Source organism: Aquabacterium sp. TM01 (assembly GCF_057808345.1).
Genome location: NZ_AP046529.1, coordinates 1 through 17,008, shown reverse-complemented (window position 1 = coordinate 17,008; position 17,008 = coordinate 1). Strand labels below are relative to the sequence as shown.

The 17,008-nt window shown below is 66.6% G+C and carries 16 protein-coding genes; 11 read left to right on the top strand and 5 right to left on the bottom strand.

Going from position 1 to position 17,008, the window contains the following annotated elements; genetic code table 11:
* The first annotated feature begins 33 nt into the window (after positions 1 to 33).
* Positions 34 to 978 carry an alpha/beta fold hydrolase gene (locus tag AC3WW4_RS00265; RefSeq protein WP_488826347.1) on the top strand — a complete coding sequence of 315 codons (945 nt, stop codon included), beginning with the start codon at positions 34 to 36 and terminating at the stop codon, positions 976 to 978.
* Positions 979 to 1,109: 131 nt separating this feature from the next.
* On the opposite strand, the gene AC3WW4_RS00260 is transcribed toward AC3WW4_RS00265, so the two are convergent.
* A complete protein-coding gene (locus tag AC3WW4_RS00260) occupies positions 1,110 to 3,296 on the bottom strand; it encodes a malate synthase G (protein ID WP_488826346.1) in 2,187 nt (728 codons plus the stop codon).
* Between the two features lie 175 nt (positions 3,297 to 3,471).
* On the opposite strand from AC3WW4_RS00260, the gene AC3WW4_RS00255 reads away from it, so the two are divergent.
* Positions 3,472 to 4,395, top strand: coding sequence for a LysR family transcriptional regulator (locus AC3WW4_RS00255; RefSeq protein WP_488826345.1), 924 nt, complete (start codon positions 3,472 to 3,474; stop codon positions 4,393 to 4,395).
* Between the two features lie 58 nt (positions 4,396 to 4,453).
* Positions 4,454 to 4,909, top strand: a complete 456-nt coding sequence (locus AC3WW4_RS00250; protein WP_488826344.1) for a DUF2214 family protein — start codon at positions 4,454 to 4,456, stop codon at positions 4,907 to 4,909.
* Between the two features lie 32 nt (positions 4,910 to 4,941).
* Here the strand turns inward: AC3WW4_RS00250 and AC3WW4_RS00245 are convergent, their stop codons facing one another.
* Positions 4,942 to 5,208 (bottom strand): hypothetical protein, encoded by a 267-nt coding sequence (locus AC3WW4_RS00245; protein ID WP_488826343.1) that lies wholly within the window; start codon positions 5,206 to 5,208, stop codon positions 4,942 to 4,944.
* A 138-nt stretch (positions 5,209 to 5,346) separates the two neighbouring features.
* Positions 5,347 to 6,711: a protein kinase domain-containing protein gene (locus AC3WW4_RS00240; protein ID WP_488826342.1), complete on the bottom strand. Its 1,365-nt coding sequence runs from the start codon at positions 6,709 to 6,711 to the stop codon at positions 5,347 to 5,349.
* Between the two features lie 113 nt (positions 6,712 to 6,824).
* Between AC3WW4_RS00240 and argS the strand changes: the two genes are divergently transcribed.
* From argS to AC3WW4_RS00200, 8 genes are all read left to right on the top strand, one after another.
* Entirely contained in the window at positions 6,825 to 8,516 is a 1,692-nt protein-coding gene (argS, locus tag AC3WW4_RS00235) for an arginine--tRNA ligase (protein ID WP_488826341.1), read from the top strand.
* Between the two features lie 32 nt (positions 8,517 to 8,548).
* Positions 8,549 to 9,238 (top strand): SPOR domain-containing protein, encoded by a 690-nt coding sequence (locus AC3WW4_RS00230; protein ID WP_488826340.1) that lies wholly within the window; start codon positions 8,549 to 8,551, stop codon positions 9,236 to 9,238.
* Positions 9,239 to 9,297: 59 nt separating this feature from the next.
* Complete coding sequence (locus AC3WW4_RS00225) at positions 9,298 to 9,948, top strand: thiol:disulfide interchange protein DsbA/DsbL (RefSeq protein WP_488826339.1); 651 nt, start codon at positions 9,298 to 9,300, stop codon at positions 9,946 to 9,948.
* A gap of 86 nt (positions 9,949 to 10,034) precedes the next feature.
* Entirely contained in the window at positions 10,035 to 10,640 is a 606-nt protein-coding gene (gene lptA / locus AC3WW4_RS00220; protein ID WP_488826338.1) for a lipopolysaccharide transport periplasmic protein LptA, read from the top strand.
* Entirely contained in the window at positions 10,640 to 11,407 is a 768-nt protein-coding gene (lptB, locus tag AC3WW4_RS00215) for an LPS export ABC transporter ATP-binding protein (RefSeq protein WP_488826337.1), read from the top strand. The genes lptA and lptB overlap by 1 nt, the downstream gene beginning before the upstream one ends.
* 13 nt (positions 11,408 to 11,420) lie before the next feature.
* Positions 11,421 to 12,959, top strand: a complete 1,539-nt coding sequence (locus tag AC3WW4_RS00210; protein ID WP_488826336.1) for an RNA polymerase factor sigma-54 — start codon at positions 11,421 to 11,423, stop codon at positions 12,957 to 12,959.
* An 88-nt stretch (positions 12,960 to 13,047) separates the two neighbouring features.
* Complete coding sequence (locus tag AC3WW4_RS00205; protein ID WP_488826335.1) at positions 13,048 to 13,758, top strand: DUF599 domain-containing protein; 711 nt, start codon at positions 13,048 to 13,050, stop codon at positions 13,756 to 13,758.
* Positions 13,759 to 14,174: 416 nt separating this feature from the next.
* Positions 14,175 to 15,539: a THUMP domain-containing class I SAM-dependent RNA methyltransferase gene (locus AC3WW4_RS00200; RefSeq protein ID WP_488829668.1), complete on the top strand. Its 1,365-nt coding sequence runs from the start codon at positions 14,175 to 14,177 to the stop codon at positions 15,537 to 15,539.
* A 423-nt stretch (positions 15,540 to 15,962) separates the two neighbouring features.
* On the opposite strand, the gene AC3WW4_RS00195 is transcribed toward AC3WW4_RS00200, so the two are convergent.
* Together AC3WW4_RS00195 and AC3WW4_RS00190 are read right to left on the bottom strand one after the other, a co-directional pair.
* On the bottom strand, positions 15,963 to 16,727 hold the full coding sequence (locus AC3WW4_RS00195; RefSeq protein ID WP_488829667.1) for a 16S rRNA (uracil(1498)-N(3))-methyltransferase: 765 nt from the start codon (positions 16,725 to 16,727) through the stop codon (positions 15,963 to 15,965).
* Positions 16,728 to 16,812: 85 nt separating this feature from the next.
* Positions 16,813 to 17,008: hypothetical protein (locus AC3WW4_RS00190; protein ID WP_488826334.1), on the bottom strand; the 196-nt coding region annotated here is incomplete at its 5' end.

Here is a 17,008-nt window from a genome sequence, read left to right as displayed (position 1 = left end):
AAGATGGTCACTCCACAAAAGGGGAGCGAGGACATGCGTGTAGGCAAGATCGCAGCCGGGGTGCTGCTGGCGCTGGTGGCCCTCACGGGCGTGGGCGTGGCCCTGAGCTGGGCACCCGATCGCCCGGTCGAGACCCTCACCGCGCGCTGGGCCCCGCTGCCCTCGCAGTTCGTGCCGCTGCAAGGCATGCAGGTGCACCTGCGCGACGAAGGCCCCCGCACCGACCCACAGCCCATCGTGCTGCTGCACGGCACCTCGGCCAGCCTGCACACGTGGGACGGCTGGGCCGACGCACTCAAAGGCGAGCGCCGCGTCATCCGCATGGACCTGCCCGGCTTCGGCCTCACCGGCCCCATGCCCGATGGCGATTACCGCCTCACCCGCTACGTGAGCTTCGTCATCGCCTTGCTCGACCAGTTGGGCGTGCAACAGGCCGTGCTGGCGGGCAACTCCTTCGGAGGCAACCTGGCCTGGAAGATCGCCGTCGACCACCCGCAACGCGTCAGCAAGCTGGTGCTGGTCGATGCCGCCGGCTCCCCCTTCGATCCGGCGTCCATGCCCATCGGATTCAAGATCGCGCAGATCCCGGCCCTGCGGCCCATGATGGAGCACACTCTGCCGCGCAGCATGATCGAATCCAGCGTGCGCAATGTCTACGGCGATCCGTCCAAGGTTACGCCCGAACTGGTGGACCGTTACCAGGAGCTCACCTTGCGCGCCGGCAACCGCGGCGCCCTGGTCGAGCGCTTTCGCCAGAGCCCCAGCGGCGAGTTCACCGAACAGATCAAGCAAGTGCGCCAGCCCACGCTCATACTCTGGGGCGGACAAGACCGCCTGATCCCGCCCGACAATGCGCTGCATTTCCAGCGCGACATCGCCGGCAGCCGCCTCGTGATGTTCGACGCGCTGGGGCATGTTCCGCATGAAGAAGACCCGGCGCAAACGGTCGCAGCCGTGAAAGCATTTCTGGCCGAGTGAGCGTGGCGCGCGTTGGCGTGGGCTCACACATGGAGCCAGTGTCAACGTCGTCCATCCGGCGTGACACCATGAAAAACGGCGCCCCGCAGGGCGCCGTTGTCACATCAGCAGGACGCTAAAGCCAGGGCCAATCAGCCCTGTGCCTTCTTCTTCTGACGCCAGGCGTGCAGCAGCGGCTCGGTGTAGCCCGAAGGCTGTTCCTTGCCCTTGAACACCAGATCCAGTGCAGCCTGGAAGGCCGCGCCGTTCGGGTTCGCCACCAACGATTCATACAGCGCGTCACCGGCGTTCTGCTTGTCCACGATGGCGGCCATGCGGGTGAAGGTCTCGCGCACTTGCGCTTCGGTCACCACACCATGGTGCAGCCAGTTGGCCACGTGCTGGCTGGAGATGCGCAGCGTGGCGCGGTCTTCCATCAGACCGATGTCATGGATGTCGGGCACCTTCGAGCAGCCCACGCCCTGGTCAATCCAGCGCACCACATAACCCAGGATGCCCTGGATGTTGTTGTCCAGCTCTTGCTGCTTCTCGGCGTCGGACCAATTGGCTTGAGCGGCAACCGGGATGGTCAGCAGCTTGTCCATCAGCGCTTGCGGATCTTCCTTCAGCGCGGCGATTTCGGCTTGCACCTGGGCCACGTTCACCTGGTGGTAGTGGGTGGCGTGCAGGGTCGCGCCAGTGGGCGAGGGCACCCAGGCGGTGTTGGCGCCGGCCTTGGGGTGAGCGATCTTCTGCTCCAGCATGCCGGCCATCAGGTCGGGCATGGCCCACATGCCCTTGCCGATCTGAGCCTTGCCGCTCAGGCCACACTCCAGGCCGATCAGCACGTTGCGACGCTCGTAAGCGGCAATCCAGGCGCTGTTCTTGATGTCGCCCTTGCGCATCATCGGGCCGGCCAGCATGGCGGTGTGCATCTCGTCGCCGGTGCGGTCCAGGAAGCCGGTGTTGATGAAGGCCACGCGGCTCTTGGCGGCGGCGATACAGGCCTTCAGGTTGGCGCTGGTGCGGCGCTCTTCGTCCATGATGCCCAGCTTGACGGTGCTGTCCGCCAGGCCCAGCACCTGTTCCACGCGACCAAACAGCTCGGCGGCAAACGCCACTTCAGCGGGGCCGTGCATCTTGGGCTTGACGATGTAGACCGAGCCGGTGCGCGAGTTGACGATGCCATCGCGGCCATGGCGCTGCAGGTCGTGCAGGGCGATGGTGGTCGTCACCACGGCGTCCAGGATGCCTTCGGGGATTTCCTTGCCCTCGGCGCCCCACAGGATGGCTGGGTTGGTCATCAGGTGGCCCACATTGCGCACGAACATCAGCGAGCGGCCGTGCAGCTTGACTTCGCCACCGTTGGCGCCGGTGTAGACGCGGTCGGTGTTGAGCGTGCGGGTGAAGGTCTTGCCGTTCTTCTCGACGGACTCGGCCAGCGTGCCCAGCTGGATGCCCAGCCAGTTGCTGTAGCCCAGGATCTTGTCTTCGGCGTCCACGGCGGCCACCGAGTCTTCCAGGTCCATGATGGTGGAGACGGCCGATTCCAGGATCACGTCCGACACGCCGGCGGCGTCAGACTGGCCGATCGGGGTGCTGCGGTTGATCTGGATGTCCAGGTGCAGGCCGTTGTTGACCAGCAGCACGCTGGTCGGAGCGGCCGCGTCACCCTGGTAGCCCACGAACTTGGCGGGATCTTGCAGACCGGTGGTCGACCCGTTGGTCAAGGCGACGACCAGCTTGCCACCTTCCACGCGGTAGCCGGCGGCTTCGGTGTGCGAGGCGCCAGCCAGAGGCGCAGACTGGTCCAGCAGGTTGCGGGCGAAGGCGATGACCTTGGCGCCACGCACCGGGTTGTAGCCCTTGCCCTTTTCGGCGCCGCCTTCGTCGCTGATGGCATCGGTGCCATACAGGGCGTCATACAGGCTGCCCCAACGGGCGTTGGCCGCGTTCAGTGCATAGCGGGCGTTCAGGATGGGCACGACCAGCTGCGGGCCGGCCAGGATGGCCAGCTCGGCGTCCACATTGGTGGTGGTGATCTGGGTGTCAGCCGGCACGGGCACCGTGTAGCCGATCTTGTCCAGATGGGCGCGGTACGCCGCCATGTCCGTGATCGGGCCGGGGTGGGCGGTGTGCCAGGCGTCCATCTCGGCCTGGATGCGGTCACGCTCGGCCAGCAGGGCGGCGTTCTTGGGTGCCAGGTCCTTGACGATGGCGTCAAAGCCGGCCCAGAACTTGGCGCTGTCCACGCCAGTGCCTGGCAGCACCTTGTCTTCAATGAAACGGTAGAGCTCGGTGGCGACCTGAAGGCCGTGGACAGTGGTGCGTGCGGTCATGCAAACCTCGTCAAGATGGGAAAAAGATGATCGGACAGCAAGTGCGGGCCCCAAGGTTCAGGGGCACACCCTTTGCAAGAAGGCCAGTTTATTCGATACTCCACTGACTATTACCGCCCCCAAATGTGATGGATTCATGACCTGAGTGCATGAATCCGGGGCTGGAGTGCGACACATGGACCGCTTGAAGCAGATCGAAACCTTTGTGGCCGTGGCCACCAAAGGCAGCCTTACCGCTGCCGCCCAGGCCGAGGGCGTGGCGCCCGCCATCATCGGACGGCGCATGGACGCCCTGGAGACCCGCCTGGGGGTCAAGCTCCTGCTGCGCACCACGCGTCGCATCAGTCTGACCCACGAGGGTAGCGCCTTTCTCGAAGACTGTCAGCGCCTGATCACCGACTTCAACAACGCCGAGGCCAGCGTCTCGGCCGGTGGCGTCAAGGCCAGCGGCCACCTGCGCGTCACCGCGCCGGCCGGTTTCGGGCGCCGCCACGTCGCCCCCCTGGTGCCCGGCTTCCTCGACCAGCACCCCGACGTCAGCCTCTCGCTCAACCTGTCCGACCGCGTGGTCGACCTCGTCAACGAAGGCTTTGACTGCGCCGTCCGCGTGGGCGACCTGCCCGACTCCAGCCTGGTGAGCGTGCGCCTGGCCGACAACCGGCGCCTGTGCGTGGCCACGCCCGCCTACCTGCAACGCGCCGGCACCCCCCGCCACCCGTCGGAGCTGATGCGCCACGCCTGCCTCACCCTCAGCTCCGACGCCAGCCAGACGCGCGGCTGGGCCTTCGTGGTCGAGGGCGCGGCCACCTACCTGCGCCCTGGCGCGCGGCTGGATTGCAGCGACGGTCAGGTGCTGCACGAATGGTGCCTGCAGGGCCTGGGTCTGGCCTGGCGCAGCACCTGGGAGGTGGAGCACGACATCGCCGCCGGCCGCCTGGTCAGCGTGCTCGACGAGTTCGCCGCACCGCCCAACGGCATCTACGCGGTCTTTGCCCAACGCAAGCACCTGCCTTTGCGCCTGCGCCTGTGGATCGACTTCATCAAGCAGGCCTACGCCGACCCGGGGTATTGGCAACGCGGTCAGGCGCCCAGGGCATGATGGCTGCAGTCTGATCCCTCCTCCCGCGCCTGGCGCGCCTCTCACGGCTGCTTCACCGATGTTGCTCGAATCCCTGCTGGCCTACGCCCACTTTGTCGCCATCCTCAGCGTGGTGGTGTTCATCACCAGCGAAGCGGCCCTGTGCCGGGTCGAGTGGCTCAATGCCGCGGTGGTGCGTCGCCTGGCGCGTGTGGATGTCATCTACCTGCTGGCCGCGCTGGCCGTGCTCCTCACGGGGGTGGCGCGCACCTGGTGGGGCATGAAGGGCCTGGGCTGGTATTGGCAGCAGCCCTTGCTACACCTCAAGCTGACGCTCTTCGTGGTCATCGGCCTCTTGTCCATCCAGCCCACCCTGGCGTTTCGCCGCTGGGTCAAACAGGTGGATGCCGACGGCGCGCTGCCCGACGCGGACGAAGTACGTCGGGTGCGCCGCCTGATCATGATCCAGGCGCACCTCATGGTGCTGATCCCCCTGGCGGCCAGCCTGCTGGCCCGGGGTTTCTGGATGCGCTGAGCCGCGCCAGGCGGTCCTGCGCTCCTGGTCGCTTATTGCGGGGCCGCGGCCGCGTCTTTCTCGCACTTCTTGACGAAGCTGTTCTTGGCCGCGCCCGCCAGCTTCTTGTCGGCTGCCTTGGTCAGGCACACCGCGTTGGCCGAGCTCGCGCCCGCATCCTTTTCGCACTTCTTCAAGAAGCTCGTCTTGGCCGCACCGGCCAGTTTCTTCTCCGCGGCTTTGGCGTCACACGCGGCATTGCCGGCGTGGGCCAGGGTGGAGAGCAGGGCCAGGGTCACGGAAGCAATCAGGGTACGCATGTCAGACTCCTAAGTGAGAGTGAAGGGAGAAGAAAACCCAGTGTCAGGCAAGGCCCGCCCGGTGCCACACGATGCAGCCCCCGGCCGGCCTCTCACTCTAACGTCACAAGGCGACAGCAGGATGACGCCGTCGCCACATCACATGATGCGCCGCGGGTGCGCCAGCGCCTCGTGCGCCGCATGCAAACGCCGCACCAGCACCCGGATGAAGGCCTCGTCAAACAAATGGCGACAGGTCGGGCTCAGCTGCAGCATCACGTCCGGGGTGAACGAAATCGTCGTGGCCGGTTCGGTCACCACCACATCGGTGCTGTGGCGGCGCAGGTCCGGGCTGGGCGCCAGGTAGGCCATCTCGCCCACCGAGGTGCCGGCCCCCAGCAAGGCCACGCGCTTGTTGTCGCGGTACACCTCGACCGTGCCTTGCGCCATGATGTGGAAGGTACGCCCTTCCTCGCCGCGGCGGTACAGCGCGTGCCCAAACGGGAAGCGTTGCCACTTCGCGCGGTGCACCACTTCCCACAGCTCCACATCGCCAAACTGCGTGAAAAAGTCCAGCGAGCGCAGCAGGTTGAAACGCTCCGAGTCCAGCACGCCCTGCAGGTGGCCGCGCGGCACCTGATGGTCAGCGATCAGGCCCGACAGCGCCTGGGCGAACGCATCCCAGTTCGGATAGCGCTCCTTCGGGTCCTTGGCCAGTGCCTTCAGCACCACCTGGTCGACCGCGGCATTCACCCCCGAGCGCTGGCCCGACAGGGGTGCCGGCGCCTGGTTGTAAATCTGGTTCATCAGCACCGCCTGCGACGATGCCTCGAACGGTGGACGCCCCGCGATCAGGTGATACAGCACGGCGCCCAGGCCATAGATGTCGGCGCGGCAATCGGGCACCTCGCCATCGAGCTGCTCGGGTGCCATGTAGGCCAGCGAGCCCACCTGGTGGATCTGGGTGGACTCGGCCGTCAGGTTCAGCACACTGCCAAAGTCGCTGATCTTGACGTCCGTCACGGCCCCGGCATCGTTGACCAGGGCCAGGATGTTGGCCGGCTTCACGTCCCGGTGGATCAGACCCTGGCGGTACACATAGCCCAGCGCCATCGCGCACTTGAAGCCGATTTCCACGATCAGCTCCAGCGGCAGCAGCTGGTCCGGACGGCAGAAGGAGCGCAGCGTCGTGCCCGGCACGTACTCCATCACCACATAGGGTGACGTGGGGTCGGGCACCGCGTCGTAGATGTGCACCACGTTCGGGTGTTGCAGGCGACCCACCAGGGCGGCCTCGGCCGCGAAGAAGCGGGCGTACACCGGCCCATCGACCGCGTCGCTCAGTGCCGACGAGCGCACGCGCTTGATCGCGACATCGCGGTCATGGAAGTCGTCCCGGCATAGGTAGACCTCGCTGGTGGCGCCTTCGCCCAGCCTATTGATGATCCGGTATTTGCCGATCAAACCGCTATTGAGGTCAATGTCCAGGTCGCCCATGCTCACCCACTGCTGCCATGTCTGCATCTTTCCACGTTCGGGCGCTCTTCACCACACGAAAAGACCCGAACAGAGTGTGCAATTGTTCGCACATCATCGCATCCCCCCGGGAAGGCGGTTCGCCCCCGTAGAATTCGCCCATGATCCAAGCCAAGCGTGCCCTTCTTTCTGCCCTGGGTGAAGCCCTGCGCCAGGTGGCGCCCGACGCCGCCGCGTCCTTCACACCGGTTTTCGAGGCCCCCAAGCAGGCCGCCCACGGCGACCTGGCCGTGACCGCGGCCATGCAGCTGGCCAAGCCCCTCAAAAAGAACCCCCGCGAGCTGGCCACCGCCCTGGTCGCCGCGCTGGAAGCCCAACCGGCCGTCCAGCAATGGGTGAAGCTCCCCATCGAGATCGCCGGCCCCGGCTTCATCAACCTGCGCCTCCTGCCCGAAGCCAAGCAGGCCATCGTCACCGATGTGCTCACCGAAGGCGACAAGTTCGGCTGGCAACCCGCCAACGGCCGCAAGGTGCTCGTCGAGTTCGTCTCGGCCAATCCCACCGGCCCGCTGCACGTGGGCCACGGCCGCCAGGGCGCACTGGGCGACGCCCTGTGCAACCTGTTCGAAACGCAAGGCCAGTCGGTCACCCGCGAGTTCTATTACAACGACGCCGGCGTGCAGATCAGCACCCTGGCCTGGTCCACGCATGCGCGCATCAAGGGCTACAAGCCCGGTGACGAGCACTGGCCCGAGTCGGCCTACAACGGCGACTACATCGCCGACATCGCGGCCGACTTCCTCGCCCAGAAGACCGTCAAGGCCGATGACCGCGAGTTCACCGCCTCGGGCGACCCCGAGGACCTCGACGGCATCCGTCAGTTCGCCGTGGCCTACCTGCGCCACGAGCAGGACCTGGACCTCAAGGCCTTCGACGTCCGCTTCGACAACTACTACCTCGAATCCAGCCTCTACACCTCGGGCCGCGTCGAGCAGACCGTGCAGAAACTGGTCGACGCCGGCAAGACCTACGAACAAGACGGCGCCCTGTGGCTGCGCTCGACCGACTACGGTGACGACAAGGACCGCGTGATGCGCAAGTCCGAAGGCGGCTACACCTACTTCGTGCCCGATGTGGCCTATCACATCGCCAAGTGGGAGCGCGGTTTCGAGCAGGTCGTCAACATCCAGGGCTCCGACCACCACGGCACCATCGCCCGCGTGCGCGCCGGCCTGCAAGCCGCCGGTGTCGGCATCCCCCAGGGCTGGCCCGACTACGTGCTGCACAAGATGGTCACCGTGATGAAGAACGGCGAGGAGGTCAAGATCTCCAAGCGCGCCGGCAGCTACGTCACCCTGCGCGACCTGATCGAGTGGACCAGCAAGGACGCCGTGCGCTTCTTCCTGATCAGCCGCAAGGCCGACACCGAATTCACCTTCGACGTCGACTTGGCCCTCAAACAGAACGACGAGAACCCCGTGTTCTACGTCCAGTACGCCCACGCCCGCATTCAGTCGGTGCGCACCCAGTACGCGGAGAAGGGCTGCGATGTGAGCGCCCTGGCCGGCGCCAACCTGGCCCTGCTCACCGCCGACACCGAGCTGGCGCTGATGACCCGTCTGGCCGAATTCCCTGGCATGCTCACGGCCGCCGCCCAGGGCCTGGCTCCGCACGATGTGGCCTTCTACCTGCGTGACCTGGCCAGTGCCTTCCACAGCTACTACGCGGCGGAACGTTTCCTGGTCGACGAGGTCGAACTCAGCCGTGCCCGTGTGGCTTTGCTGAGCGCGACCGCGCAGGTGCTGCGCAACGGTCTGTCCTTGTTGGGCGTCAGCGCGCCCAACAAGATGTAAACACCCTGGTGACCCAGAGAGGATCCCTCCCCATGACCAGTCCACGTGCCGCTCAGCGCGGCGGTTTTTTCCTCGGCATGATCGTCGGCCTGTTGATCGGGCTGGCGCTGGCGCTGGGGGTGGCCGTCTACATCACCAAGGTGCCGCTGCCCTTCATCGACAAGGTGCCCCAGCGCACCCCCGAGCAAGACGCGGCCGAAATGGAGCACAACAAGAGCTGGGACCCCAACAGCCCGCTGTACGGCAAGAACCCCGCCGTGCCGAAGGCCGTCCCGGTCGCCTCGGCCCCGTCGTCGGCGTCTTCGCCCGAACCCACCGAGGCCCCGGTCATCTCCGCCGAGCCGGCCTCGGCCGCCGCACCCGCTCCGGTGGCCTCCAAGCCGGCCCCAGCGGCCAAGCCTGCCAGCGCCGCCGCCTCCAGCGCCCGCAATCCCGCCGCCATCCTCTCGGGGGCGGCCCCCGTGTCCACCGCGCCGGCCGCTGACGCGTTGAGCTATCAAGTGCAGGCCGGCGCCTACGCCAGTCAGGCCGAAGCCGAACAGCAACGCGCCAAGCTGGCCATCATGGGCTTGGAGTCGCGCATCCAGGAGCGTGAGGTCAACGGCCGCACCATGTTCCGGGTGCGCCTGGGGCCGTACCCGCAAAAGGATGCGGCGGAAGAGGTTCGCATCAAGCTGCAAGCCGCTGGGGTGGAGTCTGCCCTGGTGCGCATCCAGAAGTAAGCCGGGGCGCTGCCCTCGTTGATTGCCGTGGCCTTCGGGCCGGACAGAAAGGACGCTAGATGAATCGCCGCGAGTTTTCGATCCATACCCTGGGCGCATTGGGTTTGAGTGTTGGCCTGCCCGGGCTGGCCCTGGCCCAAGGCGGCCCGGTGGAAGGCACGCACTACGTGCGCCTGGCCCAGGCCGCGCCGGTGTCGGCGCCCGCCGGTAAGGTCGAGGTCGTCGAGTTCTTCTGGTACGGCTGCGGCCACTGCTACAACTTTGAGCCCTCGCTGGCCGCCTGGGCCGACAAGCTCCCAGCCGACGTCGTGTTCCGCCGCGTGCCGGTGGCCTTCCGCGAAAACCCCTTCGGCAACCACCAGCGCCTGTTCTACGCGCTGGAGGCCATGGGCCTGGTCTCGACCCTGCATGCCAAGGTCTTCCGCGCCATCCACGCCGAGGGTCAGCCGCTGGACAAGCCCGAAGCCATCGCGGCCTTCGTCGCCCGTCACGGGGTGGATGCGGACAAGTTCATGGCCATGTTCAACTCGTTTGCCGTGCAGACCAAGTGCAAGCAGGCCCGCAGTCTGGCCGAGGCCTACAAGATCGACGGCGTGCCCACCCTGGGCATCGCCGGGCGCTATTTCACCTCGGTGTCGCTCAATGGCAACCACGAGCGCACCCTGGCGACCACCAACTTCCTGATCAACCAGTCCCGCAAGGGCCGTTGAGGCGGCACACAGGCGCGCAGGCGCAGGGAAATCGCGCTTCAGACGCGATTTCCCCCTGGTTCGTGGCTAAAATCATTGCAAATTCCATGCCGATGATGACGAACCCACTTTTCCCCTCCCTGACGTGCCGTTTTGCCCGCACTGCCGGTGCGCTGGCGCTGGCCTGTGGCGTCCTGTGGTGCGCCCCGGCCGTGGCGGAAAAGGCCGACCGTTTTCAACCGCTCAACTTCGCCGCCGATGCGGCCCGGGTGGAAGACAACCAGCGCTTGAACATCCTCAGCGGCAACGTCGAGATCACCAAGGGCACCATGGTGGTTCGCGCCGACCGTGTGGAAGTGCGTCAGAACCCCGACGGCAGCCAGACGGCCACTGCCATCGGTGGGCCGGGTGGGCGCGCCTTCTTCCGGCAAAAACGCGATGGGGTGGACGAGTCCATCGAAGGCGAAGCCGAGCGCATCGTCTACGACGGCCGCACCGAAATCATCCGCTTCACCTCGCGCGCCATCATGCGCCGCCTGCAGGGCAACACCGTCAACGATCAGGTCAGTGGGCCCGTCATCGTCTACGACAACAAGACTTCGGTTTTCCAGGTCCAGGGTGGCGGCAGCAGCAGCGGGGCCACCGGCCGCGTTCGCGGTGTGATCACCCCGCGCACCACGCCCGAGACCCCCAGCACCGAAGGCGCCCGTTGATGAACGCGCCGCTGGCTACGCCTCCGCGCAGCGAACTGCGCGCCGAGCACCTCAAGAAGCGCTACGGTGCCCGCACCGTGGTGCACGATGTGCATGTGGCCGTGGCCGCCGGCGAGGTCGTCGGCTTGCTGGGCCCCAACGGCGCCGGCAAAACCACCAGCTTTTACATGATCGTGGGCCTCGTGCCCGCCGATGCCGGCGAGATCACCATCGACGGCCAGCGCGTCGAGCGCCTGCCCATCCACCAGCGCGCCCGCCTGGGCCTGAGCTACCTGCCGCAGGAAGCCTCCATCTTCCGCCAGCTCAATGTCGAGGACAACATCCGCGCCGTGCTGGAGCTGCAGGTGGACGAGCGCGGCAAAGGCCTGAGCAAGGCCGTCATCCAGGAGCGCCTGGATGGCCTGCTGCACGAGCTCAGCATCGAGAAGCTGCGCACCAACCCTGCGCTGTCCCTGTCCGGCGGTGAGCGCCGCCGTGTGGAAATCGCCCGCGCCTTGGCCACCCAGCCGCGTTTCATCCTGCTCGACGAGCCTTTTGCCGGCGTCGACCCGATCGCCGTCATCGAGATCCAGCGCATCATCAGCTTCCTGAAGGCGCGTGGCATCGGCGTGCTCATCACCGACCACAACGTCCGCGAAACGCTGGGCATCTGCGACCGCGCCTACATCATCAGCGAAGGCAGTGTCCTTGCCGAGGGTAGCCCGGCCGACATCGTCCACAACGCCGAGGTCCGTAAGGTCTACCTCGGCGAGCACTTCCGCATGTGAGCGACCGGCGCCCATGAAGCCCTCCCTGCAGTTTCGGCTGTCTCAGCATCTGGCGCTGACCCCTCAGCTGCAACAGTCCATCCGGCTCCTGCAGCTGTCCACCCTGGAGCTGCACCAGGAAATCGAGCAGATGCTCGAACAAAATCCTTTCCTGGAGCCCGAAGACGACTTCGCCCCGTTGGAGACGGCCGCCTCGCTGGAGTTCGAGCGTCAGCGCAACGAACACAACAGCAGTGAAGACGCCGGCGCCGAGCGCGAAAGCTCGCCCACCGAGGCCGACACCAGCGGCATCGACACGGCCGAGATGGGCACGACCGAGCGCGACGACTGGGAAAACGGCACCGAGCGCGACGACTTCGACGGCATCAGTGAAAGCCCTGCGCGCCAAAGCCAGGGCGACGACGAGCTCGACCCGCTCGAGCGCAACAGCCTGTCCATCACCCTGCAGGAGCACTTGAGGCAGCAACTGCTGGGCACCCGCCTGAGCGACGAAGACATGGCTGCGGTCGACATGCTCATCGAGTCCCTCAACGAGGACGGCTACCTGGCCGACACGCTCGAAGACATCGCCGCCAGCCTCCTGCCCGACGAGCCGGACGAAGACACCCTCGACGAGTTGCTCTCGCGTCTGCGCTGTGCCCTGGGCTGGCTGCAGAACCTTGAGCCCGTGGGCGTGGGCGCACGCAACCTGTCCGAGTGCCTGTTGCTGCAACTGCGGGGCATGCCCGCCGAGCCCGCGCGTGACGTGGCCATGGCGATCTGCCGCGAGCACCTCGAACTGCTGGCCCGCCGCGACTTCAAAAAGCTCATGGCCGCCACCGGGGCCGACGAGGCCTTGCTGAAAGACGCCCAGAGCCTCATCGTCTCGCTCGAGCCCAAGCCGGGTCGCGCCTTCACCCGCGCCGAGGCCAACATCATCATCCCCGACGTCATCGTGCAGAAGGCCGGGCGCAGCTGGAAGGTCATCCTCAACCCGGACGTCATGCCCAAGCTGCGCATCAACGACTACTACGCCCAGGCTCTGCGCTCCAGTCGCGGTCCGCGTGGGGGCACAGCCAGCGAGGGGCACGCCAACCTCAACGCCCGCCTGCAAGAGGCCCGCTGGTTCGTCAAGAACATCATGCAGCGCTTCGACACCATCTTGCGCGTGTCGCGGGCCATCGTCGACCGGCAAAAGAATTTCTTCACCCATGGCGAAATCGCCATGAAGCCGCTGGTGCTGCGCGAAATCGCCGACGAACTCGGCCTGCACGAGTCCACCATCTCGCGCGTGACCACGGCCAAGTACATGAACACGCCGTTCGGCACCTTCGAGCTCAAGTACTTTTTTGGCTCCTCGCTCAACACCGAAGCCGGCGGCAATGCCTCCAGCACGGCGGTGCGCGCGCTCATCAAGCAGCTCGTCGCCGCCGAAGACCCCAAGAAGCCCTTGTCAGACAGCGCGCTGTCCAGCATGCTGGAAGAGCAGGGCATCCAGGTTGCCCGCCGCACCGTGGCGAAGTACCGCGAAGCCCTCAAGATCGCCCCCGCGAACCTGCGCAAGGCCCTCTGAGCGAGGACGGGACCGCGCCACGCCCCGGTGACCGGCGCGACCCGCCCACCCCGACCGGTGTCCCTGATCTGTCTTTCATTGCTCGTCCATGTTGCTTCGCCTCCAAGACCTGATCACCATGCTGCCCTGGCAAGACTGGGCCGCCCTGGCCCTGTTCGTGTTCGGCTGGATCGGCTACGCGCAATTTGCCAGCCGCCGCGCCCGCGTCGAGCGCACCCTGCTGTCCAGCACCAACCACTACCGGCGCCTGTGGATGCTCCAGGTCACCCACCGCGACCAGCGCATCGTCGATGCCGCCATCACCCAGAACCTCGCCAGCAGCCCGAGCTTCTGGGCCTCCACCACCATCCTGGTGATCGGTGGCTTGCTGGCCGTGCTCGGCACCACCGAGAAAGCCAGCGAGTTCGTTCGCGACCTGCCCTTTGCCGTGCGCACTTCCTTGCTGGTGCTCGACATCAAGCTCATCGTGCTGCTGTCTGTCTTCGTCTACGCCTTCTTCCGCTTCACCTGGTCCATGCGCGTCTACTCGTTCGGCGCCATTCTGGTGGGCGCCGCCCCCAACGTTGACGTCTTCAACGAAGGCGGCGCCGACCGCCAGGAGTTCGGCGACCGCGCCGGCAAACTCATGGGCATGGCCGCCGAAAGCTTTGCCGACGGCCTGCGGGCCTACTACATGTCCTTTGCGGTCATCGCCTGGTTGGTGTCACCGGTGGCCTTTGCGCTGGGCACCCTGGCTGTCCTCTGGATCCTGTATCGGCGAGAATTCCGCTCCGACGTGCTGGCCATCTTGCGCCCTTGACCGCGTTCTCTTTTCATTGCGACCCCATCATGCCCATCAAGCCCCCCCGCCGCCCCGTCGTGTCCCCGGCCACCGGACGCCCCTCGGGGGAGACGCGCGACCGCGCCCCTTCGTCCACCCGCTCACCACAGGGACGCGATCCACATGGCAGTGAGGCGCACGGAAGTGGCGCACAGGGACGTGCCTCATACGGGCGCGCTCCCGGCGGACGTGACCCGCACACACGCGACGCGGCCCGCTCTGACTCAGGCCACGGGTCTCGCCCAGCGTCTCGGTCGGCCTCTGACACCTGGCGAGGTGGCGATGATCGGCGTCATGGCCCCTCTCCCGGCGGCGCCGTGTGGGGTGCCTCTTCGCGACCGGCCCCCGTCCGCTCCGGCCCCCGCCCCGAGTCGCGTGACTTCGGCCAACGCCCCGTGCTTGCCGCCGATCGCCCGTCCGCCCTTTACCTGTCCTGCCCGTCCGGCGTCGAATCGCTGCTGGCCATTGAAGCCCGTCGCATCCTGGGCGCCGCCGCACAGATCACCGAGTCCCGTGGCGGCATCGAGGTGATCGCACCTGCCACCGCGTCCGCCGCCGAGCGACAGCACACCCTGCGCGACTACGCCATGCGCCTCAATCTCGAGAGCCGCCTGGCCCAGCGCGTCCTCTGGCGTGTCGCCTCCCGCGTCTACCGCCACGAAGACGACATCTACGTCATGGCCCGTGGCGTCAACTGGTCCGACTGGATCACCCCGCAGCACACCCTGCGTGTCGACGTCGTCTCGCGCCGCAGCCACCTCCAAAGCCTCAACTTCGCCGGCCTGCGCGTCAAAGATGCCGTCTGCGACGACCTGCGCGAACGCACCGGCGAGCGCCCCAGCGTCGACACCCGCTTCCCTGACCTCGGCCTGGTCCTCTACCTTGACGACCTCGATGCCATCCTCTATGTCGATACCTCCGGCGAAGCGCTCTTCAAGCGCGGCTGGCGCGAAGACACCGGCGAGGCCCCGCTGAAAGAAACCCTGGCCGCCGCCATGCTCGCCGCCGCCGACTGGCAAGGCCGTCCCGAAGACGGCGCCTTGCTCGACCCCTGCTGCGGTGCCGGCACCATCCCCATCGAAGCCGCCCAGATCGCCTGCGGCATCGCCCCCGGTCTGCAGCGTCGCTTCGCCTTCGAGCGCCTGCTGCCCTTCCGGGCTCATCAGGCCGACTGGCAGCGCCTGCGGCAGGCCGCCCACGACCGCCAGCACCCGCCCCGCGTCCCCATCTACGCTGGCGACGTCGCCTTCCGCATGACCGACTTTGCCACCCGCAATGCCGAGCGGGCCGGCGTGCGCCAGTACATCGAGTTCAAAACCGCCGACTCCCTGCAGCGCCCCGTGCCCTGCGAGCGCGGCGTGCTCATGTTCAACCCGCCTTACGGTGAGCGCATCGACACCAAAGGCTCCGTGCGCAACGCCTACCGCGCCCGCTCCGAAGCCGACGACGAGATGGGTGAACCCGCCCCGACGTCCCGCGCCGGTCGCGAGCAATTCCAGGACGATGAAGCCGCCACCTTCTTCCAGCGCCTGTCCTCCCACTGGAAGAAACAGTATCCCGGCTGGACCGCCTGGATTCTCAGCCCCGACATGAAGCTGCCCAGCGCGATGCGCCTCAAGGAAAGCCGCCGCGTCGTCATGTTCAACGGCCCCATCGAGTGCCGACTCTTCCGCTTCGACCTCGTTGCCGGCAGCAACAAACCCCGCGCTACCGCTCCGACGGATGCCGACGCACCGCCACCGTCCTCGCAAGGCGACTGAATCTGGTGGCGGTTATTGGCCACCCGATCTGGCCACACCTGACCAAGCCAGACTTCATCTGATGCCGGGAGGGCAAGGGTGCAGGTGGCACTCGAGCACACGAGCCCGGGGCCTGGTGCTGTGAGCTAATCGCTCAGGAATCATTGCTCGACGCAGGCGAGGCTGCAACGGACGGCCCCCCGGGCCAGGCTGGCAGCCCGCATGCCCCTGTTTCTGGGGCGCGCAAGGGCGATCCTGAGTGCCCAGCATTCACCGACAGTGTTCAAGCTGAGGCGTTCAATCAAGTGACCGGGCAACGCCACACTGGGACCGATGCGGTCAGTCGTCAGCCGCACAGCCACATGCACATGCCGCAGGGATACTGAATGAAAAGCAGCAAGCAGCGTCAAAGCCAACCACCGCCAGCCAGCCGGGCAACCGTCGTCAGTCCTCGAACTGCGCACCCAACACACTGAGCATGGCCAGCGGCGCCGTATCGGCGCGCAACACCCGCTTGCCCAGACTCACCGCCGACCAGCCTTGCGACAAAGCCAGCGCCTCCTCCTCGGCGCTCAGCCCCCCCTCCGGGCCACTCAGAAAGCACCAATCTTGCGGTGCACCCTTGAGACCCTGAGGTGCTGCGTTCGCCAGCCACGCCCGCACCGACAGCGCCTCGCGCAGACTCAGCACGCCCCGCATCACGGTCGCCGCCCCGGCGTCGCTCCCCGCTGACAGAAGCCAGCCCTGCAGGCTCGCCACCGGATGCACCTTGGGCACCACCGCCCGCCCGCTCTGCTCACAGGCAGACACCGCCACCGCTTGCCAGTGCGCCACCTTCTTCGCCGCACGCTCCCCATCCAGGCGCAGCACCGAGCGGGCACACACCAAGGGTTGAATTGCGTACACGCCCAGCTCCGCAGCCTTCTCCACCAGCGCATCCATCCGATCGTTCGCTGGCATCCCCATGGCAAGCGTGACGCGCACCGGCAACTCCCGCGACTCCTCCACCGCATCGCCCAGCACCACGCTCACCGACTTGCGCCCCATCTCGACCACCGTGGCCAGGCACTCTCGCCCGGCACCATCAAACAGACGCACCGTATCACCTGGCTGCAGACGCAATACCTGCACATGACGCGCCGCGCCCTCAGACAAGTTCACCTGCGCCCCAGGGGCCAGGGACAAAGACGCCATATGAAAACGGGGCAGCACACAGACCTCACTGATCAGAACACCCGAACCTTGCCCGGGCCAGGCACTCATTGTCTTGCAAGATGCACCGAACGCTTCGTCACTACCTCGACACCCACTCGCCGCCGCCCCGGGCCCCCGGGCGCCGCGCGCCCTCAACCACCCATATCAGGAAGGCCCCGCGCATCTTTTTCAACTTTTTTGCAAAAGCACTTGCGCACTCGCTCAAAGCCGTGCCATAATTGCATTCTTCGCTGAACGGCACTGCAAAACAAGCAGCAGCCAGTAAGCCGAAAAGT

Excerpts from the sequence above, each read along its gene's own strand:
- AC3WW4_RS00240 (WP_488826342.1), bottom strand. The coding sequence starts at position 6,711 with ATGCAGACATGGCAGCAGTGGGTGAGCATGGGCGACCTGGACATTGAC.
- lptB (WP_488826337.1), top strand. The coding sequence starts at position 10,640 with ATGAACGCGCCGCTGGCTACGCCTCCGCGCAGCGAACTGCGCGCCGAG.
- AC3WW4_RS00245 (WP_488826343.1), bottom strand. The coding sequence starts at position 5,208 with ATGCGTACCCTGATTGCTTCCGTGACCCTGGCCCTGCTCTCCACCCTG.
- argS (WP_488826341.1), top strand. The coding sequence starts at position 6,825 with ATGATCCAAGCCAAGCGTGCCCTTCTTTCTGCCCTGGGTGAAGCCCTG.
- AC3WW4_RS00230 (WP_488826340.1), top strand. The coding sequence starts at position 8,549 with ATGACCAGTCCACGTGCCGCTCAGCGCGGCGGTTTTTTCCTCGGCATG.
- AC3WW4_RS00260 (WP_488826346.1), bottom strand. The coding sequence starts at position 3,296 with ATGACCGCACGCACCACTGTCCACGGCCTTCAGGTCGCCACCGAGCTC.
- AC3WW4_RS00210 (WP_488826336.1), top strand. The coding sequence starts at position 11,421 with ATGAAGCCCTCCCTGCAGTTTCGGCTGTCTCAGCATCTGGCGCTGACC.
- AC3WW4_RS00255 (WP_488826345.1), top strand. The coding sequence starts at position 3,472 with ATGGACCGCTTGAAGCAGATCGAAACCTTTGTGGCCGTGGCCACCAAA.
- AC3WW4_RS00205 (WP_488826335.1), top strand. The coding sequence starts at position 13,048 with ATGTTGCTTCGCCTCCAAGACCTGATCACCATGCTGCCCTGGCAAGAC.
- AC3WW4_RS00225 (WP_488826339.1), top strand. The coding sequence starts at position 9,298 with ATGAATCGCCGCGAGTTTTCGATCCATACCCTGGGCGCATTGGGTTTG.
- AC3WW4_RS00265 (WP_488826347.1), top strand. The coding sequence starts at position 34 with ATGCGTGTAGGCAAGATCGCAGCCGGGGTGCTGCTGGCGCTGGTGGCC.
- AC3WW4_RS00250 (WP_488826344.1), top strand. The coding sequence starts at position 4,454 with ATGTTGCTCGAATCCCTGCTGGCCTACGCCCACTTTGTCGCCATCCTC.
- lptA (WP_488826338.1), top strand. The coding sequence starts at position 10,035 with ATGCCGATGATGACGAACCCACTTTTCCCCTCCCTGACGTGCCGTTTT.